Source organism: Streptomyces lunaelactis, from assembly GCF_003054555.1.
Taxonomy (GTDB): Bacteria; Actinomycetota; Actinomycetes; order Streptomycetales; family Streptomycetaceae; genus Streptomyces; species Streptomyces lunaelactis.
Map to the genome: position 1 here is coordinate 7,090,297 of NZ_CP026304.1, position 26,677 is coordinate 7,116,973.

The 26,677-nt window shown below is 68.0% G+C and carries 14 protein-coding genes and 3 pseudogenes; 13 read left to right on the forward strand and 4 right to left on the reverse strand.

What is annotated here, in order from left to right:
- Positions 1 to 27: 27 nt before the first annotated feature.
- The 3 genes from SLUN_RS32430 to SLUN_RS41685 are packed head-to-tail and all read left to right on the forward strand — an operon-like array spanning position 28 to position 5,922.
- A complete protein-coding gene (locus SLUN_RS32430; RefSeq protein ID WP_254709953.1) occupies positions 28 to 2,049 on the forward strand; it encodes a vWA-MoxR associated conflict system protein in 2,022 nt (673 codons plus the stop codon).
- Positions 2,046 to 2,999, forward strand: a complete 954-nt coding sequence (locus tag SLUN_RS32435; protein ID WP_108153492.1) for an AAA family ATPase — start codon at positions 2,046 to 2,048, stop codon at positions 2,997 to 2,999. The genes SLUN_RS32430 and SLUN_RS32435 overlap by 4 nt, the downstream gene beginning before the upstream one ends.
- A complete protein-coding gene (locus SLUN_RS41685) occupies positions 2,992 to 5,922 on the forward strand; it encodes a TIR-like protein FxsC (protein WP_257153837.1) in 2,931 nt (976 codons plus the stop codon). The genes SLUN_RS32435 and SLUN_RS41685 overlap by 8 nt, the downstream gene beginning before the upstream one ends.
- Before the next feature lie 101 nt (positions 5,923 to 6,023).
- Here the strand turns inward: SLUN_RS41685 and SLUN_RS32445 are convergent, their stop codons facing one another.
- Positions 6,024 to 6,806, reverse strand: coding sequence for a TIGR02569 family protein (locus SLUN_RS32445; protein ID WP_108153493.1), 783 nt, complete (start codon positions 6,804 to 6,806; stop codon positions 6,024 to 6,026).
- Positions 6,807 to 6,924: 118 nt separating this feature from the next.
- Between SLUN_RS32445 and SLUN_RS32450 the strand changes: the two are divergent.
- From SLUN_RS32450 to SLUN_RS32475, 6 genes and pseudogenes are all read left to right on the forward strand, one after another.
- Positions 6,925 to 7,161 (forward strand): annotated as a pseudogene (locus SLUN_RS32450) (hypothetical protein); the annotation flags it as partial.
- Positions 7,162 to 7,169: 8 nt separating this feature from the next.
- Entirely contained in the window at positions 7,170 to 7,991 is an 822-nt protein-coding gene (locus tag SLUN_RS32455) for an inositol monophosphatase family protein (protein ID WP_108153494.1), read from the forward strand.
- Between the two features lie 180 nt (positions 7,992 to 8,171).
- Entirely contained in the window at positions 8,172 to 9,593 is a 1,422-nt protein-coding gene (locus tag SLUN_RS32460) for a phytoene desaturase family protein (RefSeq protein ID WP_108153495.1), read from the forward strand.
- Positions 9,590 to 10,111 (forward strand): O-acetyl-ADP-ribose deacetylase, encoded by a 522-nt coding sequence (locus tag SLUN_RS32465; RefSeq protein ID WP_108153496.1) that lies wholly within the window; start codon positions 9,590 to 9,592, stop codon positions 10,109 to 10,111. Before SLUN_RS32460 ends, SLUN_RS32465 begins: the two co-directional genes overlap by 4 nt.
- Positions 10,112 to 10,160: 49 nt before the next feature.
- Positions 10,161 to 11,636: an AlkA N-terminal domain-containing protein gene (locus SLUN_RS32470; RefSeq protein WP_108153497.1), complete on the forward strand. Its 1,476-nt coding sequence runs from the start codon at positions 10,161 to 10,163 to the stop codon at positions 11,634 to 11,636.
- A 12-nt stretch (positions 11,637 to 11,648) separates the two neighbouring features.
- The gene (locus SLUN_RS32475) at positions 11,649 to 12,143 is read left to right on the forward strand and encodes a methylated-DNA--[protein]-cysteine S-methyltransferase (protein ID WP_108153498.1); all 495 of its coding nucleotides are present in this window, start codon (positions 11,649 to 11,651) and stop codon (positions 12,141 to 12,143) included.
- A 30-nt stretch (positions 12,144 to 12,173) separates the two neighbouring features.
- Here SLUN_RS32475 and SLUN_RS32480 read toward each other — a convergent pair whose 3' ends face one another.
- Positions 12,174 to 12,689 carry an NUDIX domain-containing protein gene (locus tag SLUN_RS32480; protein ID WP_108153499.1) on the reverse strand — a complete coding sequence of 172 codons (516 nt, stop codon included), beginning with the start codon at positions 12,687 to 12,689 and terminating at the stop codon, positions 12,174 to 12,176.
- 328 nt (positions 12,690 to 13,017) lie between these two features.
- On the opposite strand from SLUN_RS32480, the gene SLUN_RS32485 reads away from it, so the two are divergent.
- The 3 genes from SLUN_RS32485 (at position 13,018) to SLUN_RS40170 (ending at position 24,231) form a co-directional block, all read left to right on the forward strand.
- Positions 13,018 to 16,599 (forward strand): laminin G domain-containing protein, encoded by a 3,582-nt coding sequence (locus SLUN_RS32485; protein ID WP_108153500.1) that lies wholly within the window; start codon positions 13,018 to 13,020, stop codon positions 16,597 to 16,599.
- A 160-nt stretch (positions 16,600 to 16,759) separates the two neighbouring features.
- Entirely contained in the window at positions 16,760 to 23,728 is a 6,969-nt protein-coding gene (locus SLUN_RS32490; RefSeq protein WP_108153501.1) for a polymorphic toxin-type HINT domain-containing protein, read from the forward strand.
- A complete protein-coding gene (locus SLUN_RS40170) occupies positions 23,725 to 24,231 on the forward strand; it encodes a hypothetical protein (protein ID WP_170146527.1) in 507 nt (168 codons plus the stop codon). Before SLUN_RS32490 ends, SLUN_RS40170 begins: the two co-directional genes overlap by 4 nt.
- A 130-nt stretch (positions 24,232 to 24,361) precedes the next feature.
- Here the strand turns inward: SLUN_RS40170 and SLUN_RS41690 are convergent.
- Positions 24,362 to 24,625 (reverse strand): annotated as a pseudogene (locus tag SLUN_RS41690) (IS30 family transposase); the annotation flags it as partial.
- Between the two features lie 435 nt (positions 24,626 to 25,060).
- Between SLUN_RS41690 and SLUN_RS32500 the strand changes: the two are divergent.
- A pseudogene (locus tag SLUN_RS32500) lies at positions 25,061 to 25,952 on the forward strand (IS982 family transposase).
- A gap of 39 nt (positions 25,953 to 25,991) precedes the next feature.
- On the opposite strand, the gene SLUN_RS32505 reads toward SLUN_RS32500, so the two are convergent.
- The gene (locus tag SLUN_RS32505) at positions 25,992 to 26,564 is read right to left on the reverse strand and encodes a GNAT family N-acetyltransferase (RefSeq protein ID WP_108153502.1); all 573 of its coding nucleotides are present in this window, start codon (positions 26,562 to 26,564) and stop codon (positions 25,992 to 25,994) included.
- Between the last annotated feature and the right edge of the window lie 113 nt (positions 26,565 to 26,677).

The window sequence follows — 26,677 nt, forward strand, 5'->3', positions numbered from 1 at the left end:
CTGGTGATCGCACCCCAATGCGCGTCGATGGAACACCTGACGCGGTTGGAGGAGGCGGCGACCGGGCTGTACGTCGTGCTGGCCGACCCCTCGCTCGGCGCGTGCGTGCCCGGACTGCCGGACGGCCGCAGCGGGCTCTTCACCGGTGACGATCTGACGAGCGCGACGATCAGGGACACCGTGGACGACGCGATCCAGTACGCGGCACGATGCGGGGCCGTCCTGGTCCTGGCCGTCCTCGGACATGGTTTCGCGCCGGGGCGTACCAGCACGCTTCACCTCATGTGCGCCGACTCCACCGAGGACATCAGGCACTGCGCGGTGAATGTGAGCGAACTGCTGACGGTGGCGGTGGACCACCCGGGTGTCGCAGGCGTACTGGGGATTGTCGACACCTGTCACGCCGCAGGGGCGGTGCCCGCTGCCCAGGATCTTGCGGCCGGCGCCCGCAACGGCCGCACGCGCCTGAGCCTGTTGATGGCCTCGTCCCTGGACCAGGCCGCCGTCGACCTCTCCTTCTCCCGGAGTCTGACCAGGATTCTGCGGACAGGGCTCCCGGGCGTGGGCAGCGCCCTGGGTGTGGCTGCCACACGCGATGTACTGCGCACCGTGCTTGTCGGACAGAACGTCTCCGGCCTCGACTACGACGGAGACGGATCGGCCGGTGAGCCGGTCTGGATCGCGCTCAATGCCCGTGTGAGTGATGGCCTGCTCGGTGGTCTCGGCGGCAGACTGGCCGGTGAGGAACTGGCCGAGGCACTGAGTGCCGTAGACCCATGCATACCCGTTCCGTCGGCTTCCGCGGATCTGCGATCGGCACTCCGCTGCCGCGAAGACCTTCTCGGGCACCCGGCATCGGCGACCCGTGGTCGTGCGCTGCGCGCCGTCGACGGGCTGCTCATCGCGGTGCGGACGGTCACCTTCATCCGTCGCTGGATCGGAGGCGACCTGACCACCGCCAGGATGCGACAGGCCCTCCACACCATGCTGGCGGCCGAAGGCCGGCTGCCGGCCACAGATCTGAATGTCACCGACGTAGGCATCATCGACGAGCTGACCTTCAACCATCCCGCCTCCGACGGGGACGGCAGACGCACCGTCGCCCGGTTCGTCGCGCTGCTCGCACAGTCCTGCGGGAAGGACCTCGGCGACCCCGAACTGCGCGGCTGGGCACAGCAGATCGAGGCGCTGGTCGAGGTCAACGACGCGGTCGAGTACGCGGCCAGAGGAAGAGACGGGCAGCGACTGAGCCTCGTGGTCAGTCTCCACTCCTCCCTCACCGGGGACTGGCCCGAAGTACTCGACGGCTGGCTTCTGCTGGACGGGACGATGCTCCGTCACGAGCAGTTCCCCAGCGCGACGGTGGACAGACGAGGAGCAGAGGGTGCCGTGGAGGACGCGGTGTTGTGGGCCGAGGAGCATGCCAGGACTCTCGATCTGCCGCTCAAGCGGCTCGACCTCGCCGTTCCCAGCGGGGTGCTGCTGGCCTGGCGCCCCGAAGAGGCCGGTGTCGCCATGCTGCTGGGAGCGCGCTTCGAGGTGAGGCTGCACTGGAGCAGCCGCCTCACCCCTGACGCGGTGCTGCAGAGTATCGAGAGCGTTGTCGCCCAGCGCTGGGAGGCGATCTCCGAGTGCGACGGGGGCGCTCCGGTCGACTGGTTGGTACATGAGGATCTCGCAGATCCGCTCGTCCTGCGAAGCCATCTGCGCAACGGCCGCTACGCACGCGGGATCGGTCTCACGAACCATCCCGGGGCCGATGCGAGGCTGATGGAGATGCTGCTCGCGTACACCCCGGTTCTCCTGTGGCCACACAATTCCGACGGCTTCCCGAAGGAACGGCACGGCTGTGTCGACAAGAACTGGTGGGCCATGCCGGGGGCGCTGGCCCGCGCCTATCGTGACCGCTGGCTCGGCCAGGACGCCGGAGATGCCGGCAATCTCGCCGACCTCCGCGCCGTGTGGGACGACCATGACTGGCTGCGCTTCTGCTGGTCCTTCAGAACGGTAACCCTTCCTGTCCGGACTCCAGACGAGGGAACCTCATGACATGGGACGCGTACTACCGAGGTGACGGGGCCGTCAGGGCCGACACCCCACTGCCCGCTCCGCCGCCATGGCGCAGGTTCCCGAGCCGCCCGGCGGCCGAAGTGTTCCGGCCGCCGGTGGGACTGATCGACGCGGTGAACGCGGCGCTCGCGCTGCGCCGTCCGCTGCTGATCACCGGAGGCCCCGGCACCGGGAAGTCCACGGTCATCGAGCAGGTGGCGGCCGAGCTGGCGCTTGGGCCCGTGCTGCGCTGGCACATCACCTCACGCAGCTCTCTGGCGGAGGCGCTCTACCGCTATGACGCGCTCGGCCGTATCCATGCTCATCGGCTCCAGCAGGAGCGGATGCGCCCCGGCGACGAAGGGGGCAGGGACGACATCGCGTCCTTCCTCCATCTCGGTCCGCTGGGGACCGCGCTGTTGCCGTCGTCCCGGCCCCGCGCCCTGCTCATCGACGAGATCGACAAGGCCGACCTCGATCTTCCGGGCGATCTGCTCGATGTCCTGGAGCGAGGAGAGTTCCGTATCGCGGAGTTGATGCGGGAAGGACAGGACGCCGCCCACGTACGGATGTGGGACACCGACGCCCGTCATCTCGTCGAGAACGGCCATGTGCAGTGCACCGAATTCCCCTTCATCGTCATGACGAGCAACGGTGAACAGGAGCTGCCGGCGCCCTTCCTGCGTCGCTGCGTGCGCTACACCATGCCCAAGCCCACGGTCGCTCTGATACGTGAAGTGGTACGCGGTCACCTGAACATGGAGGTGTCCGACACCGGGCCGACAGCGGATCTCGTCGACGACTTCGTGCGACGTGTCGCGGCGGGCGAGAGCGTCGCCATCGACCAGTTGCTGGGGACCCTGCACCTCCTGAACGGACCGGCCCGGTCGGAGGGCGTGGAGCGCGAGCGGCTGATCGGCCTCTTGATGAAGGATCTCTCGGGTGCCTGACACCACCCCGGATGCCGCCGCTGCCCTGAACAAGGTCGTCGAGGCCCTCCACGGCCTCGACCGGGACCTGGACGGGGTGTCGGTGGCCGAGCTGCTCTGGCTCGCAGCCGGGGCACAGAACCGGGCAGCCGGGGGAGACGGGAGCGGAATCACCCGGGGCGCGAGCGCGAGCGCCTCGGCCTCCGATCCGCGCGAAGGCCTCAGCGACTGGGATCGTCTTCGCAAGCCGCTGTACGAACCGTCGGCGGGTGGCAGCGGCGCCGCGCTGCCCGCCCGGGTGGTGTCCCTGCCACGGGGCGCAGCGCTGCCGCGTGCCAGGGAACTCGCCACCGCATTACGGCCGTTGAGGCGGCCATGGCTCGCCGGGCGCAGACAGCAGCTGGACATCGAGGCAACGGTGTCCGACTACGCCCGGACCGGAGAGCTCGTCCCCGCGTTCCGCCCCACCCCGGAGCGCTGGTTCGACCTGACAGTCGTACTCGACCGGTCGCCCACGATGGCTGTCTGGGGAGACACCGTCGATGAGCTGCTGAAGGTCCTTTCGAGGACGGGCGTTTTCCGTACCCTCCGTGTCCGGGACGTCAGCATCTGGGACGCCGACTCCGAGCCGCGCTCCGCTCAGGGCAGACCGCCAGGAGCCGGACCACGGAACGCACAGCCACGACGTCTCATTCTCGTCGTCTCCGACTGCGTTTCCGGTGCGGGCGGCGACAACCGGCTGTGGGACCGGATCCATCACTGGGCCGGAGCGATCCCCACCGTGCTCCTGAATCCCCTGCCGCCGAAAATCTGGCGGCACTCGGGCCTGGATCTCCCGGCGGTCCGGGTCACGCCACCCGCTGTTCCCAGCGTGCGCAACGCCCAACTGCGGTTTACCGCACCACCCTTGATGGACCACGATTTCCAGCAACGCGGTAGTCGGCGGCATACATGGCTGCCCGTGCCGATCGTCGGCCTGTCGCCGCGCGCCGTCGCCAAATGGGCCCGCACTCTCATGCGGGGCGACCCGGAGGGGTGCGAGGCAGTGCTCGTCCCTGAACCGGGCCTTCTCCATCGGCCACCCGCCCCAGAAGGCACTTCACCCGACGGGGCGCTGCTCGTCGAGGCTTTCCTCCACCGTGCTTCCACGGCAGCTGTGCGCCTGGCCGTGCTCTGCTCCCCCTACCCGCAGTTGAATATCGCACTGTTGCACCTCGTGCGTCAGGAACTCGTCCCCGAAGCGACGTCGGCCGACGTCGCCGAAGTGGTCGTCGGCGGTCTGGTGTCGATCGTCGAGGGCGAGACGGGACGGGGCGGTCCCGTGCTGCGATTCCGCGAGGGCGTGGGCGAACGCCTGGCTTCCAGACTTGGCGCGCGAGACGCTCTGCGCACTCACGACGCCGTAAGCCGCTTCATCGCCGCGCACGCCTTGGCACCGTCGCGTTTCCCGGCCCTTGTGCCCGACGCCGCAGGAGACGCGGAAATCGCATCCGGTCTCGTGCCGTTCGCCGCCGCGTCCGCGCGGACGCTCCGTTCACTGGGCTTGGCCGTCGAGGAGGTGGCCACGACGGCACAGGAGCCGACCGCCGTTGAGGCACCCCTACCTTCGCCGGGTCGGACCATTGCGCTGGGAACGGCGTCCGAGGTGGACGAAGCACGACAGCTCAGAGCCCGCCCTGTACCACGGGACCCGGCCCGTCGGCCGTACTTCTTCCTGAGCTATGCCCACACGCCGCGGTACGGGACCGGCGGTCCCGACCCGGACATGTGGGTGGAGCGGCTCTTCCGCGATCTCTGCGGCCATGTCATGGCGATGACCGACCTTCCGGCCGGCGTGCCCGCCGGCTTCATGGACCGGGAGATCCGGACGGGGGAGGGCTGGTCCGAGCGGCTCGGCGAAGTCCTCGGCACCTGCCGGGTGTTCGTCCCGTTGTTCTCGCCGCGGTACTTCACCAGCGAAACCTGTGGCAAGGAGTGGTACGCCTTCGCGCAGCGGGCGATCTACCACCAGGCGAAGAGCAACCGGCCGGCGGAGGCGATCGTGCCCGTGCAGTGGGTGCCGATGCCGCCGGAGCAACTGCCAGGTCCCGCCGAGCGGTTGCAGTTCAACCACCGGGCGATGGGCGACCGCTATGTCACCGACGGGCTCTACGGGCTGATCAAACTGCGAATATTCGCCGAGGAGTACGAGAGGGCGGTCTATGAACTCGCCAAACGGATCGTCAGCGCGGCGGATGCAACCCGCCTGGCCCCTGGTAGCCCTGTCGACTACCGGCATGCGCCCAGCGCCTTCGGGAGGCCCAGCGGCGGTGCCCGCCCGATGCATGTGACGGTTGCGGCGCCCACCAGGCACGATCTGCCCGACGGGCGCGCCTCCGACTACTACGGTACGCAGTCACAGGACTGGAACCCCTACTATCCGGACTCCGCACGGCCGTTGGCGTATGTCGCACAGGATCTGGTGCGCTCACTCAACTACCAGGCCACGGTCTCCTCCTTCGACCACGAGACGCAGTCGCAGCTCAGCCGGCCGCCCACGCGGCCCGAGCTGCTTCTCGTCGATCGCTGGGCGCTGGAGGACGAGGAGTGGCGTCAGCGGCTGGCCGCCTTCGACGCAGAGCCGCGGCCGTGGGTGAGCGTCGTCGTGCCGTGGAACCGGAACGACCCGCAGAGCCGGGTGGCGGAGGCAGAGCTGGTGCAGAGGCTCGAGCGGACCATGCCCCGTCAGATGCGGCAGGGCCGCGCCGCCTGCCGCGCGGCTGCCAGAGGAGTGCCCAGCATGGAGGCATTCGGGCAGCTCCTGCCGGAGGTGGTGGAGTCGGTGGCGCAGGAGTATCTGCGGCACGCCGAGGCCTTCCCGCCGGGAGGCGCGCGGCGAACCGAATACCCCGGTTCCCGCACCTACCACATCCCCTTGAGCGTTGAAGAGGGCGAAGACTCCTAGGGTTCCTGGTTACGTGGCGATGGCGGTGGTCATCCTCCGCCGGATCGGGCCGATGCTGCCGGTAAGCCGGTTCCGGCCGCAGTTGCCGGACGGCGGCCCGTTCAGGCTTCGTTGAGGACCAGGTCCACGACCGGGCGGTACTTCCGCTCCGTCGCGTCGTCCAGCGTCTCGTGCGTGGCGATACGGAAGATCAGGGCGCGGACGAGCAGTTGACACCAGTCGGGCAGGTGCGACCAGCGGTCGAGCAGCTCGGGCTCGGCCTCGTACCGGCACAGCGCGTCGACGGCGACGACCGCCGAGGCCCAGGCCGCGGGGCGCCAGTAGGGCGGCCAGTCGATGATCGCGGGCGGGTGGCCCGGCTCGAAGAGGACATTGCCCAGCAGATCGCCGTGGACGATCTGGGCGGGGGCCGAGACGGGACGGCGCGCGGCGAGGAGCGGCCCCAGCAGCGGGAAGTCCGGGGCCTGTTCGGTCTCTTCCCAGGCCAGCCGGTCCGCGTGGGACCAGGCGTTGTCGCGTACGCCGATGAAGCGCGGCCTGGGCAGGTCCGCCAGCGCCGCGTGGAAGGCCTCGCCCGCCCGGATCACGTCGTCCGCGCGGTGCGGATCGGTGGAACCGCCGATCGGCCGCCAGGCCTCCCAGCCGTACGCGGCCCAGGACCCGTCGGCCGCCGGAACCGGCCTGGCCACCCGGAAACCGGAGCTCTCCGGCAGATGGTGCAGTACACCCGCACGCCAGGTGGTCTCCGGCGCCATCGCGGCCGGCTTGAGCACCAGCGCGCCGGAGCGCCAGGCCGAACCCTGGCCGCCGTGGAGCGGAACCGGTGTTTCGGCTGCTCCGAACGCCTTGAGCGCGGAAGCGGGAGGGGCGGGGGACTGGCTCATGGCCGGAGAGCGTAGGCGGCCGGCCTGCACGGATGTCGAACTCCGCCTTCGCGCCCGATGAATTCGTGGTGCCGTGCGATCTCGGCCGGCCGCTGTACGAGGCGGTCGGCGCCCGGCTCGTCGCCGTCCGGGCAGTGTGACGGCCGAGTCCCGCATGGATCCCGGCGTGATCGCCGCACTACGGGAGCGCGGCCATGGCGTCACGGTCGGTGACGCCTGGTCGGAGGGCAGGCTGTGCGGGGTCGCCCGGGACCCGCGCACGGGCATCCTGTCCGCCGCGGCGAACCCCAGGGGAATGCGGGGTTACGCGGTGGGGCGCCGAGCGGACAGCGCGATGTCAGCGGGCCGTGCTTAGCTGGAAACATGATCGATGAATTTCTGAACGGTGATCTCTCCGACGTCGAGGAGGCGGTCCGCAAGGCGGCCGCCACCGAGATCACGCCGCGGTTCCGGCAGCTCGCCGCGCACGAGATCGTCGAGAAGAACGGCCCGCACGACCTGGTGACGACCGCCGACCGCCTGGCGGAGGAGCACCTCACCGCCTCCCTGACGGCCCTGCTTCCGGGGTCCGTCGTCGTCGGCGAGGAGGCGGTGCACGCGGATCCGTCCGTGTACGAGGCGCTGCGCGGCGACGCACCGGTGTGGATCGTCGACCCGGTCGACGGCACGCGCCAGTTCGTGCGCGGCGAGGTGGGCTTCTGCACCCTGGTCGCGCTGGCTCAGCACGGCGAGGTGTTCGCGTCCTGGACGTACGCGCCGGTGCTCGAGGAGATGGCGATCGCGGTACGGGGCGGTGGCGCGCGTCTCAACGGCACGGTGATCCGGTCGGGCTCGCCCACTCCGGGCGCGGTGCTGGAGGTGGCCCACTCGCACCCGGACTTCTCGACCCCCGACCAGCAGCGGGCGCTGCTGGGCCTGGACGTGCCCGAGGTGCACGGCCGTCCTTGCGGCTCGGCGGGCCTGGAGTATCTCGGCATCGCCCGAGGCGATCTGGACGCGGTGGCCTTCTCGTGGGAGAACGCGTGGGACCACGCGGCGGGGCTGCTCCTGGTGACGGAGGCGGGGGGCTCGCAGATGACGGTGGCGGGGGAGCCGTTCCGTATCGCGGGCGGCAATGCGCTGCCGTTCACGGCGGCTCGGGACGCGGAGACGGCGCGGCGGGTCCGGGCGCTTCTGCGGCGGTGACCTCGCGCTCCGGGCGTGGGCTCCGGGCGTGGGCTCCGGGCGTGGGCTCCGGGCGTGGGCTCCGACGCACCAACCCCGCACCCCCGCCGGAGACGACCCGCGCCTCACCCCGTCATGTACGGGTCCGGGGGCCGGAATATCCTGGGGGTCTTGGCCATCGGCTGACGAAGGAGTCCGAAGGTGCCGTCGATGCTCGATGCTGTCGTCGTGGGGGCGGGACCCAACGGACTGACCGCCGCCGTCGAACTGGCCCGCCGCGGCTTCTCCGTTGCCGTGTACGAGGCCATGGAGACGATCGGCGGGGGCGCGAGGACCGAGGAGCTCACCCTCCCCGGCTTCCGCCACGACCCCTGCTCCGCCGTCCACCCGCTCGGCATCGGCTCGCCCGCCTTCGCCGCCATGCCCCTGGCGCGGCACGGCCTCGAGTGGCTGCACCCCGAACTGCCCCTCGCCCATCCCTTCCCGGACGGTACCGCCGCCGTGCTGAGCCGTTCGGTGGGTGAGACCGCGATGTCCTTCGGGGCTGGTGATGCCGGCGCCTACCGCCGCCTCGTCGCCCCCTACCGCGGCCACTGGGACACCCTCGCGGCCGATTTCCTGCGCACCCCCTGGGACGGGCTGCCCCGCGACCCGTACCGCCTCGCCCGCTTCGGAATGACCGCGCTGCAGCCCGCCACCTGGGTCTCGCGCCGCTTCGAGGGCGAGAAGGCGCGCGGTCTGTTCGCCGGGCTCGCCGCCCATGCCATCGCCCCCACCAGCGGCTTCGCGACCGCGGGTATCGCACTGTGCTTCGCGCTCGCCGCCCACGAGGTGGGCTGGCCGGTGCCCCGCGGCGGTTCGCAGGCGATCTCGGACGCCCTCGCCTCGTATCTGCGCGAGCAGGGCGGCGCGATCCACACCGGCACCGAGGTGAAGCGGCTGGACGAGCTGCCCCCGGCCCGCGCGTACATCTTCGACACCTCCCCGACCGCGCTCGCCCGGATCGCCGGTCTCGGCCAGGCGTACAAGCACTACCGCTACGGCGCCGCCGCGTTCAAGATCGACTACGCGCTGTCGGGGCCCATGCCCTGGACCGCGAAGGAGGCCCGCACGGCCGGCACCGTGCACATCGGGCCCACCGCCGGAGAGATCGAGGCGGCTCTCGGCGCCGCCGTTGCGGGCCGGGACCCCGAGGTGCCCTTCCTGATCACCGCCCAGCCGAGCGTGATCGACCCCTCCAGGGCCCCGGCGGGCAAGCATGTCCTGTGGGCCTACGGCCATGTGCCGGCCGGCTGGGAGGGCGACGCCACCGACGTCATCGAGCGGCAGCTGGAGCGCTTCGCACCCGGATTCCGGGACCTCGTGCTCGCCCGCGCCGTCGCAGGACCGCCCCAACTCGCCCTGCGCAACGCCAACTACGTGGGCGGTGACATCGCCTGCGGCGCCTTCGCCGGGCTCCAGACGCTGATCCGGCCCAAACTCGCCCGTGTCCCGTACGCCACCGCGCACCCCGCCGTCTTCATCTGCTCCTCGGCGACCCCGCCGGGCCCGGGCGTGCACGGTATGTCCGGCCACCACGCCGCGAAGGCGGTGTGGCGCAGTCTGCGTAAGGTGAAGTCATGATCGAGATCACTCTGGTACGCGGCGACATCACCCAGCAGCACGTCGACGCCATCGTCAACGCCGCCAACTCCTCGCTGCTCGGTGGCGGCGGCGTCGACGGAGCGATCCACCGCCGCGGCGGCCCCGAGATCCTCGCCGAGTGCCGCGCCCTGCGCGCCTCGCACTACGGCAAGGGTCTGCGCACCGGACAGGCCGTCGCCACCACAGCCGGCCGCCTCGACGCCCGCCATGTGATCCACACCGTCGGCCCCGTCTGGTCCCGCGAGGAGGACCGGTCCGCCCTCCTCGCCTCCTGCTATCGCGAATCGCTGCGTGTGGCAGCCGAGTTGGGCGCCGGGACCGTCGCCTTCCCCGCCATCTCGACCGGCATCTACGGCTGGCCGATCGACGACGGCGCCCGTATCGCGATCCGCACGGTCCGCGCGGCGGCCGTAGCGCCGATCACCGAGGTGCGGTTCGTCCTCTTCGACGAGCACGCGTACAAGGCGTTCGAGACGGCCCTGGCAGCGCAAGGCTGATGTCGTTTTCTCGCTAGCCTCACCCCTCGGTGTGGCCGATGCTTGAGCCATGCACACCGACACCGAGCGCTGCGTACGCGCCGTCCGGTCGAAGGACGCCCGCTTCGACGGCTGGTTCTTCACGGCCGTACTGACCACGCGGATCTACTGCCGCCCCAGCTGCCCGGTGGTGCCGCCCAAGGTCGAGAACATGACCTTCTACCCCAGCGCCGCCGCCTGCCAGCAGGCCGGATTCCGGGCCTGCAAGCGCTGCCGCCCCGACACCAGCCCCGGCTCGCCGGAGTGGAACGCCCGCGCCGACGCCGTCGCCCGCGCCATGCGGCTCATCCAGGACGGGGTCGTCGACCGCGAAGGGGTACCGGGCCTCGCCGCCCGCCTCGGCTACTCCACCCGCCAGATCGAGCGCCAGCTCCTCGCCGAACTGGGCGCGGGCCCGCTCGCCCTGGCCCGGGCCCAGCGCGCCCAGACCGCACGCCTGCTCATCGAGACCACCCAACTCCCCATGGCGGAAGCCGCGTTCGCGGCCGGCTTCTCCTCCATCCGGACCTTCAACGACACCGTCCGCGAGGTCTTCGCCCTCGCCCCTGGTGAGCTGCGCACCCGCGCCACCCGCAGCAAGTCCGCACCGCCGCAGACCCCGGGCGTGATCGCGCTGCGGCTCCCGTACCGCGCGCCCCTCAACCCCAGCAACCTCTTCGGGCATCTCGCCGCCACCGGTGTCCCCGGCGTCGAGGAGTGGCGGGACGGCGCGTACCGGCGGACGCTCTGCCTGCCGTACGGGCACGGCATCGTCGCCCTCACCCCGCGGCCCGGCCACATCGCCTGCCGGCTCTCCCTCACCGACCCGCGCGACCTCACCATCGCGATCAGCCGCTGCCGTTGGATGCTCGATCTGGACGCCGATCCGGAGGCCGTCGACGACCAGCTGCGTACGGATCCGCTGCTCGCCCCGCTGGTCGACAAGGCGCCCGGCCGGCGGGTGCCGCGCACGGTCGACGCGGCGGAGTTCGCGGTGCGCGCGGTGCTCGGCCAGCAGGTCTCGACGGCCGCCGCCCGCACCCACGCCGCCCGGCTCGTCACCGCACACGGCCGGGCGATCGACGACCCCGAGGGCGGTCTCACCCATCTCTTCCCGTCGTCCGAGGAGCTGGCCGGGCTCGACCCCGAGACCCTGGCGCTGCCCCGCAGCCGCCGCACCACCCTGACGACCCTGGTCGGCGCGCTGGCCGAAGGCTCGCTGCGGCTCGGCCTGGACAGCGACTGGGACCAGGCGCGCGCCCGGCTCACCGCGCTGCCCGGCTTCGGCCCCTGGACGGTCGAGGTGATCGCGATGCGCGCCCTCGGCGACCCCGACGCCTTCCTGCCCGGCGACCTCGGGATGCGGCGCGCGGCGGCCGATCTCGGGCTGCCGTCCACCCCGGCCGCGCTCACCGCGCGCGCCGCTGCCTGGCGGCCCTGGCGCGCGTATGCCGTCCAATACCTCTGGGCCACCGACGATCACGCCATCAACCACCTCCCCGCGTAAGGAAGTTCACCCATGACCAGGCAGCACACGGTCGTCGAGAGCCCCTACGGCCCGCTGACTCTCGTGGCCACCGACGGGGTGCTGAGCGGCCTCTACATGGTCCAGCAGCGCCACCGCCCGGACGAGGAGACCTTCGGCGAGCCCGACCCTGCCCCGTTCGGCGAGACGTTCCGTCAGCTCGAGGCGTACTTCGCGGGCGAGCTCAAGCAGTTCGACCTGCCGATGCGGCTCGACGGCACGCCCTTCCAGCAGGGCGTCTGGGACCAGCTGCGGCAGATCCCGTACGGCGAGACGCGTACGTACGGCGAACTTGCGGACGCACTCGGCAAGCCCGCCGCCTCCCGCGCGGTGGGCCTGGCCAACGGCAAGAACCCGATCGGGATCATCGTCCCGTGCCACCGTGTCATCGGCTCGACGGGGAGCCTGATCGGGTACGGGGGCGGGCTCGACCGCAAGCAGCGGCTGCTGGCGCATGAGCGGGGCGCGCCCGAAGCGGCCCTGTTCTGACCGCCGGGGCTCCGCCCCGGACCCCGCGCCTCAAATGCCGGAGGGGCTGGAGTTCCAGGCGGGCGGCAGCCCGTTCTCCAGCTCCACGGCTCCCGCCCCCGACTTCAAGGCGTCGAGAGCGGACAGCACCCGGTGGCCCAGCGAACCGAGCAGATACTCGTGCATCTCCTCGCGTGACACCAGCCGCCAGGAGACCAGTTCGTCCTCCTGCAGCCGGATCGCCTTGAACTGGGCGTCGGTCAGCACCCCGCCGTCGTACACATACGCGGCGATCGGCGGCCGCGCCTCGCCCGGCACCCAGTCGATCGCCAGCAGCGCGCCGGGCTCCAGATCCAGACCGATCTCTTCGAGCGTCTCCCTGCGGGCGGCCTGCCGTGGCGTCTCGCCGGTGTCCGACTCGATGGTCCCGCCGGGCAGCGCCCAGCCCTCGCGGTAGTTGGGCTCGACGAGCAGCACGCGCCCCTCGCCATCGCGGAAGAGCGCGGCGGCACCGGCCAGGATGCGGGGGAGGGAGGCGATGTACGTGGCGTAGTCAGAGGTGGTCACGCGGGCAGCGTAGTCAAGAGTGGGAGGCCAACCGGGCGGGGCAGTGTGGGCGGGGTGACGTCCGGGACGTCCAAGCGCTTGCTTGTCCTGGTGATGGCCAACAACTGCCTTTGCGAGTACCGCCCTTGACGGATTCGAACGTGCGGTTCATATTTGGCCAACCTGTGTAAGGATCATGTAAGTCAGGGGTGGGGTTGTGAAAGGTCGGGGGTGGCGCTGTGTGCGTCGCAGATCCGGTGTGTTGTTGGCGGCGGCGGTGATTGCTTCGGTGCTTCCCCCACTGACCGGGCAGGCTTCGGCTCAGGTGCCTGCGGGGCCGGCCGGCTCGATGCAGGCTGCGTCCGCGTTGGCGGCCGAGTCCGGTGAGCCGGTCGAGGTGATCGGGGAACGCTCCGAGTACACGCAGACGATGGCGAATCCGGATGGCACATACACGCTGACGCAGTCGACGAGTCCGCAGCGGGCCCGGGCCGAGGACGGCTCGTGGCGGAGCATCGATGCGACGCTGGCGCGTCGGTCGGACGGCTCGGTGGGGCCGAAGTCGACCGTGGTGGACCTGTCGTTCTCCGGTGGGGGTGCCGGTAAGGACTTGATCCGACTGGCGTCTGCGAAGGGTGCGATCGAGCTGGGCTGGCCGGGGTCGCTCCCGGAGCCGAGGCTGGAGGGGGCGACGGCTACGTACCCCGAGGTGTACGCGGGGGTGGATCTGCAGCTGACTGCGACGGCGGAGGGCTTTCGCGAGATCCTGGTGGTCAAGTCCGCTGAGGCGGCGGCCAATCCGGCCCTGAACAAGATCAGTTTGTCGGCTACCGGTGAGGGCCTGGACATCGTCTCCGGCGCCGGCGGTGGCCTGCGTGCTCTGGACGGCGATGGCAACGCGGTTTTCAGCGGCCCTGCGGGGATGATGTGGGACTCTGCCGGCGACCTCGGCTCCCAGCCCGAGCCTCAACTGATGCGCACCGCCTCTGACGACTTCGTGGAGCCGGCCGAGGGCGGCCGGGACCCGGCGCAGCCCGACGCCGGCGACGCGACCGCGGTCCTGCCCGTGCAGGTCGCCGACGGTTCGGTGAGCGTGGTCCCCGACCAGGAGCTCCTGCGCGGCAAGGACACCGTTTTCCCGGTCTACATCGACCCGCCGATCGGCACCGGGGCCTCGGAGAAGTCGGTGATCTCCTCCGACGGTGACCGCTGGTGGAACTTCGACGGCGACTACGGAGTGGGCCGCTGCTACCGGGTCGGCCCCTGGTACTGCGACGCGGACCACACCAACCGCATGCTTTTCGAGTTCGCGCCCACCAAGATCTCCGGCATGCACGTGCTGGACGCGACGTTCCGCGCGTATGAGACGTGGTCGTTCTCGTGCAGCCCGCACGAGATCGAGCTGGTGCGGACCGGCAACATGTCGGAGGCCACTCGCTGGCCGGGCCCGTCCGAGCTGGACCACATGGGTGACCAGAACGTCTCGGCCGGCCGCGGCGACAACTGCTCCCCGGGGCAGCCGGACAAGTGGATCGAGTTCCACGACAACCCGGCCGAGACGGACGAGAACCTCACCGCCACGGTGAAGAACTTCGCTGACGGCAAGTTCTCCCGGCTGACCCTGATGTTGAAGGCGAAGAACGAGGGCGACCCGGACGCGTGGAAGCGATTCGAAGACAACGCCGACCTGCAGGTCATCTACGTACCCAAGCCGTACCTGCCGAACAACGTCGGTGTTCTTCCCGGCTACGGCAATACGCAGTTCTGCGACAAGAGCGTCTCTGACCCGACGATCGTCACACGTAAGGATCCGACGATCCGGGGCATGGTTCAGACGCAGCAGCAGCCCCAGGGCAACGAGTTCCGGGGTTCCCTGCGGGCACTGTTCCACACCGAGTACTTGAAGAGCGATGGCACATGGGCCGACGCCTTCACGGTCAACGTGCCCTCGACTGGCTCGGTTCCGGATGACACCGTGGTGCCGTTCGCAATCGATGGGGTAGCGGAGGGTGCGACGTACCGGTTCAACATGCTCACCGAGTCGTACTGGACCCACAACGGTCAGAACGGGAAGATTTCCTCGGGTCGCTCAGCGTGGTGCTACTTCAAGGTCGACACGCTGGGACCCGAGGAACCTGACGTCACGGCCAACCTCGTTGACGGCAGGGGCTACGTGGAGTGCGTTGACGCCAACAACTGCCCGGCACGCGAAGCCCCGGGAACGCCTGGCAGCTTCACCTTCAAGCCTGACTCTGCAGACACCGACGTCAAGGGCTACCGGTGGTGGCTGTCGTCGGACAACTCCGCCGGGGCGAAGAAGGTGACCGGGGCGACGGTCACGGTTACTGACGTTGTCCCGTTGTTGTCCGGCGATCAGAGACTTTTCGTGCAGGCCTACGACATCACTGATCGCGAACGCTACGGCGCCACCGCCGAGTTCAAGTTCCGTGTGGGGATCGGTGAGCAAGAGACCGGCCGCTGGAGGTTCGCCGAGGGCACTGGCACGGCGGAGGACACCGGCGTCGAAGGCAGCATTCGGCATGACGCCACGCTCTACCAGCCGCAGCCGAACACCGCGACGTGGTCGCCGAGAGGCCGCCGAGGTGACAGCGACTGGTCACTGGCTTTGAACGAATCAGTCACCGACCCAGCCAAGCAGGTCGGCTACGCCGCCACGAGCACGGCGGCGTTCAATACCCAGGAGTCCTTCACGGTGTCCGCCTGGGTGTATCTCACTGACACCACTGCCAACCGTGCGGTGCTGTCCGCCCCGGGAACGCACGACTCCGCCTTCACGCTGCTGTATTCGCCGACGAAGAAGACCTGGGTCTTCAAGCGGGGGTCGAAGGACGCGGCGGATGCGGTGAACATCGAGACTGTTGCGGATCAGCCTGCGACCGCGGGCGTGTGGACGCATGTGGCCGGAGTCTTCGACACGAAGAACGATACCAACGTGGCCAACGACACCATTGAGCTGTTCGTAAATGGACGCGCTCAGGGCGCGGTCGTGGCCAGCAGCAAGTCCAGCACGTACACCCCCTGGAAATCCTCCAACGGATTGCAGTTCGGCCGTACGAAGACCAAGGGTGCGTTCACCCAGTACTACCGGGGCAACATCGACGAGGTCGCCGTATGGCAGCGCGCCTTGAAGGCCAGTGACATTGAATTGCGCACCGATGCGGAAGCGATCCAGTCGGCGGACGGCAACCCGGCAGTCCCTCTGATCGCTCACTGGGATGCCGTCAGTTCCTCAGGCACGGAGCTGACCAACCGCTCGGCGTATCCGGTCGGGCCGCTGAAGCTGTCGGCATCGGGTGCCTCGCTCGTCGGCGGAGATGAGGGCCTGGTCCTGGACGGCACGGCCGGCTACGTCGCGGCTACTGGGCCGGTCATCGATGAGACCGCATCGTTCACCGTTTCAGCCAACGTGACCCTCGACGGAGCGAAGCTCATCGCCAAGAACCCGGGATACCGCGCGTATGTCTTCGGGCAGGCCACTCCCGCCGGGGGAGAGTCGTCGTGGGCTCTGTGGGTGGAGAAGACCGCCGGAGGCGGCTACTTGTGGAAGTTCGGTCGTACGGCGACCGACGGTACCGGCCAGGTCATCGGCAGTGGTCAGGTGGCTTCTGAATTCGCCGCGGATATGGACATCCCGGTTCAGGTCACCGGTGTCTTCAACGCCGCCAAGTCAGCCGATAACGGCGCGACTTACGGCGCAACAAGTCTGTTTGTCAACAAGCAACCCATGACCGCGGACGCCGATTACTCCTTCAGCGAGCTCATGCAGGGCAGCGGCGCGCTTGCTGCCGGCCGAGGCTCCGCTGATGGAACCACCGCTCACTATCTGCCCGGAAGTCTGCACGGCCTGCGCGTGTGGGCGGGCGCGATGAACGACGGTCAAGTAGGCGAGAAGGTCGTCGGAGCCCCGTAATACGGTACGGGACCTGCGTGATCACCAGCCTGGGGGCGGGCGCATCGTGTCCGCCCCCGGCCAAGCGACTCGACGCCTTCCAATCGCTTCGCGTACTGCCACGACACACCAGACCTGGTTCTTTCCTGCCGCTCGCGCGGCCAGACCGAATTGGACATGCATGAAGCCGCTCACGCCGCCTCCCCTCAGGCGGGGCCGGAATCAAAGACGCGCACACAGGTTGCCCTTTCGGCACGTCGCCGCAGTCGTCGCTGTCAGCCTCATACCCGGCTTGCTCACTCCCGTGGCTTTTGCCGCCACAGTCGATCCGCTCGGCAAGCCCGAGCTGAAGGCTCCGACGCCGCAGTCGGTCTCTCGCTTTACAGGCAAGCTGGACAAGAAGAGTGCCGCGCTGCTGAAGAAGGCTGCGGAGACCGGTCGCGAAGACGCAGTTCGGGCGAAGGCGGATCAGGCGAAGTCGGTCTCCTGGCCGACGGCGGGCACGGCAACGATTACCGTCCCGTCGGCTGGTGCCGTCAAGGCTTCCCCGGGCGCTCTCCCCGTCACGTTGACGTCGCCGAAGCCCGTCAAGAAGGCCAAGTCCGGCAAGGCTGCCGGCAGCGTCAAGGTCAACGTGCTCGACCAGAGGCAGGCGGCTGCTCTGGGCGTGAAGGGCGTCGTCCTCACCGTCACCGGTCCGGCCAATGGTGGTGCGACCGAACTCGGCATCGACTATGGCAAGTTCGCATCCGCCTATGGCGGTGACTGGGCGGGGCGTCTGCAGGTCCTTCGCCTGCAGGATTGTGCACTGAAGAATCCTGCGAGCGCGAAGTGCCGCACCCGCACGCCCATGGCCTTCAACAACCACCGCAAGAACAACCGCATCGACGCGGACCTGTCCTTCAAGCCCGCCGCCACCGTGACCACCCGCGCGGCGAAGTCGGCGGCCGCACCTGCTGCGGGCCAGACGATGGTGCTCGCCCTCGCCGCCGGCACACAGTCCAGTACGGGTGACTACAAGGCCACCCCGCTCGCGTCCTCCTCCACCTGGGAGGCCGGCGGCTCCTCAGGCTCCTTTACCTGGAGCTACCCGCTTCGCGTCCCGCCGTCGGCTGCCGGCCCGAGGCCGGGCCTGACCATTTCGTACGACTCGGGCAGTGTGGACGGTCGTACGGCCAACACGAACAACCAGGGCAGCACGGTCGGCGAGGGCTTCGACATCACCTCCTCGTACGTCGAGCGGAAATACGGCTCCTGCGACGACGATGGGCAGACCGACAAGTTCGACCTGTGCTGGAAGTACGAGAACGCCTCGCTCGTCCTGAACGGCAAGGCCACTGAGCTGGTCAAGGACGACACCAGCGGCAAGTGGCGGCTGAAGAACGACGATGCCTCCACCGTCATTCACTCCACCGGTGCTGAGAACGGGGACGACGACGGCGAGTCCTGGACCGTCATCACCGGTGAGGGCACCAAGTACGTCTTCGGCCTCAACAAGCTCGATGGCGCACCGGCCGGCGAACGTACGCAGTCGGTGTGGACCGTGCCGGTCTTCGGTGACGACTCCGGCGAGCCCGGCTACGCGGACGGCACCAGCTTCGCCGGCCGTGACAAGAAGCAGGCCTGGCGCTGGAACCTCGACTATGTCGAGGAAACCCACGGCAACGCCATGAGCTACTGGTACACGGCCGAAGAGAACAACTACGACAGGCTCGGCGACGACACCACCGGTACCCTCTACACCCGCGGCGGATATCTGCGTGAGATCCGCTACGGCCAGCGGGCCGGCGCACTGTTCACCGGCAGCCCTGCCGCCTCGAACAAGGTCGTCTTCGACTACAAGGAACGCTGCATCCAGTCCGGCACCGGCTGCAGCAACCTCGACCCGGACACCCGCGACAACTGGCCCGACGTCCCACTCGACGCGATCTGCCAGAACGACGCCAAGTGCACCGGAAACACGGGCCCAAGCTTCTTCACGCGCAAACGGATGACGGCCGTCACCACCTACGCATGGGAAGCGGCTGCCGCCACGCCCGCCTTCACTCCGGTGGATCAGTGGGCGCTCACGCAGGCCTATCTGGACCCGGGCGATACAGGTGACTCCTCCGACCAGTCCCTGTGGCTGGACGAGATCCGCCACACCGGGATGCGCGGCACGCCGATTACCTTGGATCCGGTCAAATTCGATCACGAGTTCCGGGCCAACCGCGTCGACGGCGCCCAGGACAACATCCTGCCGCTGCACAAGCCCCGCCTGTACACGATCACGTCGGAGACCGGCTCTGCCACGATCGTCAACTACCTTCAGGCCGACTGCCTCGCAGGCCAGGCCCGGCCCAAGCTCGATGAGAACACCCGCCGCTGCTACCCCGTGTACTGGTCGCCGAACGGTGAGAAGGACCCGATCCTCGACTGGTTCCACAAGTACCCGGTAGAGCAGGTCTCTACGACCGACCCCAAGGGCGGCTCATCCGGAGTCAGCCACACCTACAGCTACTCCGGCGCCGGCTGGCACTACAACGAGGATCCGCTGGTCAAGGAGAAGGAACGCACCTGGTCAATTTGGCGCGGCTTCGAGAAGGTCACCCACCTCACCGGCATGGCCGGCAAGACCCAGTCCAAGACCGCCACGGTCTACATGCGCGGCATGGACGGCGACCGCCTTCTCGGCACCGACGGAAAGACCCCCGACCCGACCGCACGAAAGACCGCCCACGTCACAGGTATCAAGGCCCCGGCGATCACCGACTCGGGCCAGTACGCCGGCTTCACCCGCGAAACCGTCACCTACAACGGAGCGCAGGAAGTCACAGGGGCCGTCAATGACCCGTGGTCCCAGCGGACGGCGACCCAGCACAAGTCCTACGCCGACACCGAGGCCTACTACATACGCACCGGCGCCAGCCACGCACGCACCAACATCACCACCAACCTCCCCGCCCGTGACCGGGTCCGCTCCACGGTGACGACCTACGACGCCTACGGCATGGCCACAAACATCGAGGACAAGGGCGACGACGGCATTACCGGTGACGAACAGTGCTCCCGCATCTGGTACGCCCGCAATGACGCCGCAGGCATCAATTCCCTGGTCTCCCGCACCCGCGTCACAGGGAAGCCCTGTGCCATCACAGGTGACGACCTCAACCTGCCGGCTGATTCCACTGTGCCGGGCGACGTCATCTCCGACGACGCCACTGCCTACGACACGACCACCTGGTCCTCAACACAGACCCCCACCAAGGGTGAGGCCCGCTGGACCGGCCGCGCCAAGGGCTACACCACCGCGAACAACCCGGTCTGGCAGAAGCTCGCCACGACGACGTACGACACCCTCGGCCGTCCTCTGACGGTCAAGGACACCAACGACACCACTGCTGCTACGACGACCTACACCCCGGCTGCAACCGGCCCGACGACCAGGAGCACCGTCGGCAATGCCAAGGGGCACACCACGACTACGCTCGTGGACTTCGCCACGGGCGCTGCCCTCAAGGTCACCGACACCAACGGCAAGATCACCGAGAGCGAGTACGACAGCCTCGGCCGTGTCACCAAGACCTGGCTGCCCAACCGCTCCAAGGGCCTCGGCAAGACCCCCAACTACGTGTACGACTACAGCGTCACTGCCTCTGACCTGCCGTGGGTGTCCACCGCCGTGCTCAAGGGCGACGGCAGCGGCTACAACACCACGTACGAGATCTACGACAACCTCCTGCGTCCTAGGCAGACTCAGGCGCCGTCTCCGAGGGGCGGCAGTCTGATCGCGCTGAACTGGTACGACGAGCGCGGTCTCGCGATCTCGGCCCAGTCCGACATCTGGGACGACGACACGGCCCCCTCCGGAACCCTGGTGGGAATCGACGGCGGTCAGGCCCCGATGCGGGTCGACACCACCTACGACGGTGCCGGACGGGCCATCAAGGCGGAGACCAAGGTCGGGAGCGTCACGCGCTGGACGATCGACACCGCCTACACCGGCGACACCGTCACCACCACAGCCCCCGCTGGCGGCCAGGCCACCGCAGTGGTTACCAACGCACTCGGTCAGACGACCCAGCGCCGCGAATACGGCGGCACCCAGCCGATCGGCGACGACTACACCAGCACGAACTTCACCTACTTCCCCACCGGGCAGCAGGAGACAGTCGCCGGTCCGGATCAGGCCAAGTGGATCTACAAGTACGACTTGTTCGGCCGACAGACCAGTGCGAGTGACCCGGACAAGGGCACCTCGACGACCACGTACAACGCGCTCGACCAGGTCAACACCGCTACCGATTCCCGCGGCAGGATCCTCACTTCCGAGTACGACGTCATGGGCCGCAAGACCGGTCTATGGGACACCAGCACCGCTGCCAAAACGGACGCCAACAAGCTCGCAGCCTGGACCTTCGACACCCTCGCCAAGGGCCAGCAGGACACCGCAGTCCGCTACGAGAACGGCTTCGGCCAGCCCACGAGCAAGGCCTACACCCAGAAGATCGACAGCTACGACGCGATGTACCAGCCGACCGGCACATCGCTGACCCTGCCTGACAACGACCCGCTCGTCACAGCCGGCGTTCCAAAAACTCTGTCGACCTCCGCCTTCTACAACCTGGATGGCACGCCCAAACAGAACGGAAGCCCCGCTGTCGCTGGCTTGCCTTCCGAGACCGTCGAATACAAGTACGGCGCCTTGGGTCAGCTCACCTATTCGCATGGCACCACCGACTATGTCCAGGCCGCGGCATATTCGCCACAGGGCGACCTTCTCCAGCTGAGCCTCGGTGTGAGCCCCACCGCGAAGAAGGCATATCTCAACTACGCCTACGAGGATGGAACCCGACGCCTGACCAACTCCTGGGTCAGCGACGACGTCCACAGTTACCTTCCGCAAGAACTGAAGTTCACCCAGGACGACGCGGGCAACGTCACCTCCATCTTCGACACGGCCACACTGGGCGGAACCAGCAAGCCCGACTACCAGTGCTTCGCCAACGACGGCCACCGCCGCATGACACAGGCATGGACCCCGAAGACCGCCGACTGTGCGGCATCCGGGCGCACGATGGCCAACATCGACGGCGCGGCCCCGTACTGGACCACCTACACGTACACGCCTTCCGGCCAGCGCAAGACCGAAACCCAGCACATGACGACGGGTGACAAGACGACCAACTACGCCTACGGCACTGCCACCGGGCAGCCTCACCCGCTGGCCAATACCACCGGCGCCAAGGCCGCTAACTACACGTACGACAAGGCGGGCAACACCACCAACCGCCCCGGCACCCAGGCCCAGCAGACCCTGGCCTGGAACGCCGAAGGCAAGCTCGTCAGCACGACGGAACCGGCCGCCGGCTCCAAGCCCGCGCTCGGCACCAGCTACCTCTACGACGCCTCAGGTGAGCTCCTCATCCGCCGCCCCACCACCACGGACGGGGACACCGTTCTCTACTTGGGCGGCACCGAGGTCCGCCTCACCACCAAGGGCACCACGAAGACCCTTTCCGGCACCCGCTACTACACCGCGGCAGGCCAGACGATCGCAGTCCGCGCCGCTACGGTGGGCGTCGCCGGCACCAGGCTCAGCTTCCTGGCCGCCGATCACCACGGCACCTCGAGCGTGGCACTGGATGCCACAACCCTTGCGGTGACGAAGCGCTACAGCAGTCCCTTCGGCGCCGCTCGAGGCACTGCCGCAACGGCCTGGCCGGACGACAAGGGCTTTCTGGGCAAACCGGCCGACACCAAGACGGGCATGACTCACATCGGCGCCCGCGAGTATGACCCTGGCATCGGTCAATTCATCAGTGTTGACCTCGTCATGGTTCTTGGACAGCACCAGTCCCTGAATGGCTATGCCTACGCCAACAACACCCCTGTCACCTTCTCGGATCCCACTGGTCTGTGCATCGATCCCGGCAACGGGCACTGCACACCCGATGACGGCGGCAAGCTCGGGGACCAGGAGCCGGACCACGAGAGCTTCCCACCACTCTTTCCGACAGGTAGCGACACCGGCTCTGGCGATACCAATGGCACGGCAAGCGGTGATGGCGATGAGGGCGACGTAGAAGAATGGCTGCTCAGCTTCGGCCCCAGCACCGACGATGAGACCCGCTTGTCCCAGATGTGGATGGCCTACTACAGGGTCGATGGCGGCAGCTACTGGGATACGCCAGTAGGTGACGGTGACCGTACTGCCAACGCCTGCTACGGACGCCTGGGCTGCGCGGCAGCTTACAAGCACCTTCTGGAAACCGGAGACGTTGCCGGTGCCAAGAAGATCGCGGCAACCTACTGCCTCAACAATGCTGAGAAGTGCGCGAGTGATGCCGTCGGCTATAAGGCGACGCAGACGTTCTTCGCAGCCCTCCCAGGAATCGTTGCCGCAGCTCGTGGTGCGCGACTGGCAGGCGCTGGCTGCAACAAGTGCTTCCTGGCAGGAACCGAAGTCCTCATGGCAGATGGCACCACCAAGAACATTGAGGACGTCGAGCTGGGTGACCAAGTACTGGCCACAGACCCGGAAACCGGTGAATCCGGGCCCCGGGAAGTAACCCGGCTCATCGTCACGGAGGACGACAAGCACTTCAACACGCTTACCATCGAAGCCAGCGAAGGCACCGAGGAGCTCACAGCAACACATGAGCACCCCTTCTGGTCCCCGTCCGAGGGGCGATGGGTCGAAGCGGCCAAGCTGACGCGCGGGATGACACTCCTCACGGATGACGGCACAACCGTCACTGTGACGGGCAACCACGCGTTCACCAAGCACGCCCGCACCTACAACCTCACGGTGGAAGACCTGCACACGTACTATGTGCTGGCGGGGCAGACTCCGGTCCTGGTTCACAACAGCAACTGTTCTATCGGATCTGTAACTGGGCCTGCTGGAGAAACATTGCCCCTGCCCAAGGGGGCGGCCGGTACCCCGGTGGCAACGGGTAAAGGCGGGGCTTACGATATCCCGGCTGGCACTAAGGGCCTCGACCCTCGGGTGGTACAAGTCCGGGTGATGGATCCTGTCACCACTGGTAAGTATCAGTACCCCAACGGTTATGTGGTCTACATGAATAAAGCAGGGCAATCGGTCAATCCTCTAACTGGACAGACGGTCGGCAAGGCCGACCCCTACAATCACATCCCGATTCCATGATCTCGATAAATGATCTCGTCAAGGCAAGGCTCTATTCGTCGGCTCTTGACTCGGCCGAGTCGGATCCCCTGCGGGAGGAGGATGCCCTACAGGAGGCGCAGTTGCTCGACTCTCGGGTGTGCCAGTTGACCTCCACGGCGGCCTTGCTCTTTGAGCTGCGAACTTCCTTGCAGTTTGAAGTAGGGAATGCTGCGCTGCTTGTAGTGCGCGGTCTGCACTCGTTCGGGTGGAACTCGCCGGCGGCGCAAGGTCCTCTTGCGGCGCTGACGGTCGTATCCAGTGTTCCTGACCGGTTGAACGATTCTTTTCGTGCGAGATTTGAATTCTTCCCGGGGGCGCAACTTGGGGTGGTGGGTGATCTGGCAGAGTTTTATGTCCTCGAAGTGGAAGGAGTTGGCGACGTGCCCCCCGACTATTCGAGTATGGACCTGAAGCAGGTTCAAGATGCCTTGCCGTCTTGGTCCTCCGTGTGCAGCCTGCTCCAGGCGTCAAGTTCACGCTGAGGCAACAAATGCGGGGGTTGGTCAAAGTAGCTCCGGTGTTCCCGCCAGCGAAGCGAAGCCCCGTCAGGCGAAGGGCGGATTCTAGAGATCGTCGCAACACATGATCGGTTGTGTCAGACGGCGAGCAGTTATGCAGACGCTCGGCTGGGGTTTCCCAGTCGAGCGTTTTGCGTGGGCGTCCGTTGAGTTGGGCGGCGACGGCGTCGAGGTGCGCACGGGTGTGGACGGACAGGTCGGTGCCCTTGGGGAAGTACTGCCGGAGCAGGTCGTTGGTGTTTTCGTTCGAGCCGCGCTGCCAGGGGCTGGCGGGGTCGCAGAAGTAGACCGGGACGTTCGTGGCGAGGGTGAAGCTGTGGTGGGCGGCCATCTCGGCGCCCTGGTCCCAGGTCAGGGAGGTGCTCCGATACCGGGACGGCACAGTGGCAGCGGTTGTCGGCCCTTGGCCGACAGCGGGCACCCGCTCTTGGGAAACGGGTGCCCGCCCGGTGTAGGGCTGTGGTCGGTCGGCGTGAGCAGCTGTCCACTGGGTATCCGCCGGCTTCCTGGGCCGCTGCGGATCCCACCGCCGTTGCGCCACTCACGGCCGGTCCGCTCGTTCACGCCGACGATCCGGCATGCATCTTTGTTGCTGTAACCCGCTGTCACGAGCCGGAAGTATTCCGCCCGCTCAGCGCTGAGCTTCCTTGGCCCCTGAGCCACAGTCCGGACCATACGGATCTCGAAGTCCATCGCACCCCTTGAGCTGGGGTGTTGCGACGACCGCTAGACGAGTAGTTCCGAATGCTGACGGTGCGTCCGGGGATGCAGAGAGGGCGTCCAAGATCATTTTGTGACGAACGAAGACCTGGACGCCCTCATCACCGGACTGTACGTGAAGATCGACGACGAGATCGGAGGGACCCGATGCCTGGGCAGGCCACCGCAGTTGAGCGACGCCGAGCTGATCTGCCTGGCCGTTGCGCAGGCCCTGCTGGGCTTCGCCTCCGAGGCCCGCTGGCTTCGGTTCGCTCACGACAACCTGACCTCGATGTTCCCGTATCTGACCAAGCGGCCGGGATACAACAAGCGGCTGCGGGCCGCGTTGCCGCTGGTGAAGAAGGCGATACGCCTCCTCGCGACGGATACGGACTTCTGGTTCGACAACCACTGGATCGTCGACTCCACGCCGGTGCCGTGCGGCATGTCGAGGCCGACGGTGAAGCGGTCGAACCTGGCCTGCTGGGCCGGGTACGGGTACTGCGCATCCCACTCCCGGTTCTACTGGGGCCTGCGTCTGTTCCTGGTCTGCACCCCGACCGGCATGCCGATGGGCCCTGGCGAACCCGAAGATCGACGAGCGGGAGGTGATGGCCGCCATGCTGGACCGCGAGCCCGAGCTGGCCGCCGACCGGCCCGGCCTGCTGCTGATCGCGGACAAGGGCTTCGCCTCCAAGGAGTTCGAGGCCGACCTTGCCTTCCAGGGCGCGGAGTTGCTCCGCCCGTCGTTCAAGCGGGAGAAGCCCCGCAAGGGCGAGTCGCTGCTGAAGTCGGTGCGGCAGCTGATCGAGTCGGTCAACGACACGTTGAAGGGCCAGCTCGATCTCGAACAGCACGGCGGCCGGACCTTCGAGGGCGTCGCCGTCCGCGTCGCCCAGCGCATCCTCGCGATGGCCACGGCCATCTGGCACAACCACAAGACCGGCGCTCCGGTCCTGCGATCGCTGACCGCTTTCGATCACTGACCACCGTCCTGCCGGCCGTTGAGGCGCCGGGCTGATCTATCAGCGCAGGTCGAGCCGCATCAGGACTCTGGGATGACCGGCCAGCACCGAGGTGGTGTCGGCGGCGTGGGCGAACCCGGCGCGCTCGAAGTTCTTCCGGATCCCGGCGTACGCCATCGTCACGTCGACCTTGGCGCCACCGCTGTCGAGCGGGTACGCCTCGATCGCCGGTGCGCCGTGGGCACGGGCGAACTCGACCGCACCGGCAATCAGGGCGTGCGAGATCCCCCTCTTGCGATGACCAGGGCGTACGCGGATGCACCACAGCGACCAGACCGGCAGGTCGTCAACGTGCGGGATCTTACGGCTGCGCGCGAAGGAGGTGTCCGAGCGCGGCGCTACGGCGGCCCAGCCGACCGGCTCGTCGCCGTCGTAGGCGAGCACCCCCGGAGGGGGATCCGTACGGCACAGCTCGGCGACGTACGCGCCGCGGGCCGGCCCGCGAAGCTCGTTGTTGAGCTTGGACGGGATCCGGTAGCTCAGGCACCAGCAGACGTTGGCCCCAGGTGACTTTGGACCGACCAGGGTACGGACATCCTCGAAGGCTGAAGCCGGGCGAACTGCGATGGTCATGGCGCCACGATGTCACGACGTACCTGGTGACACCGCTCAACCCCCGATGAGACAGCACCACCATCGGAACTACTCGTCTAGAACTCAAGTGTCCTGGCGGGGCTTCGGGGCGC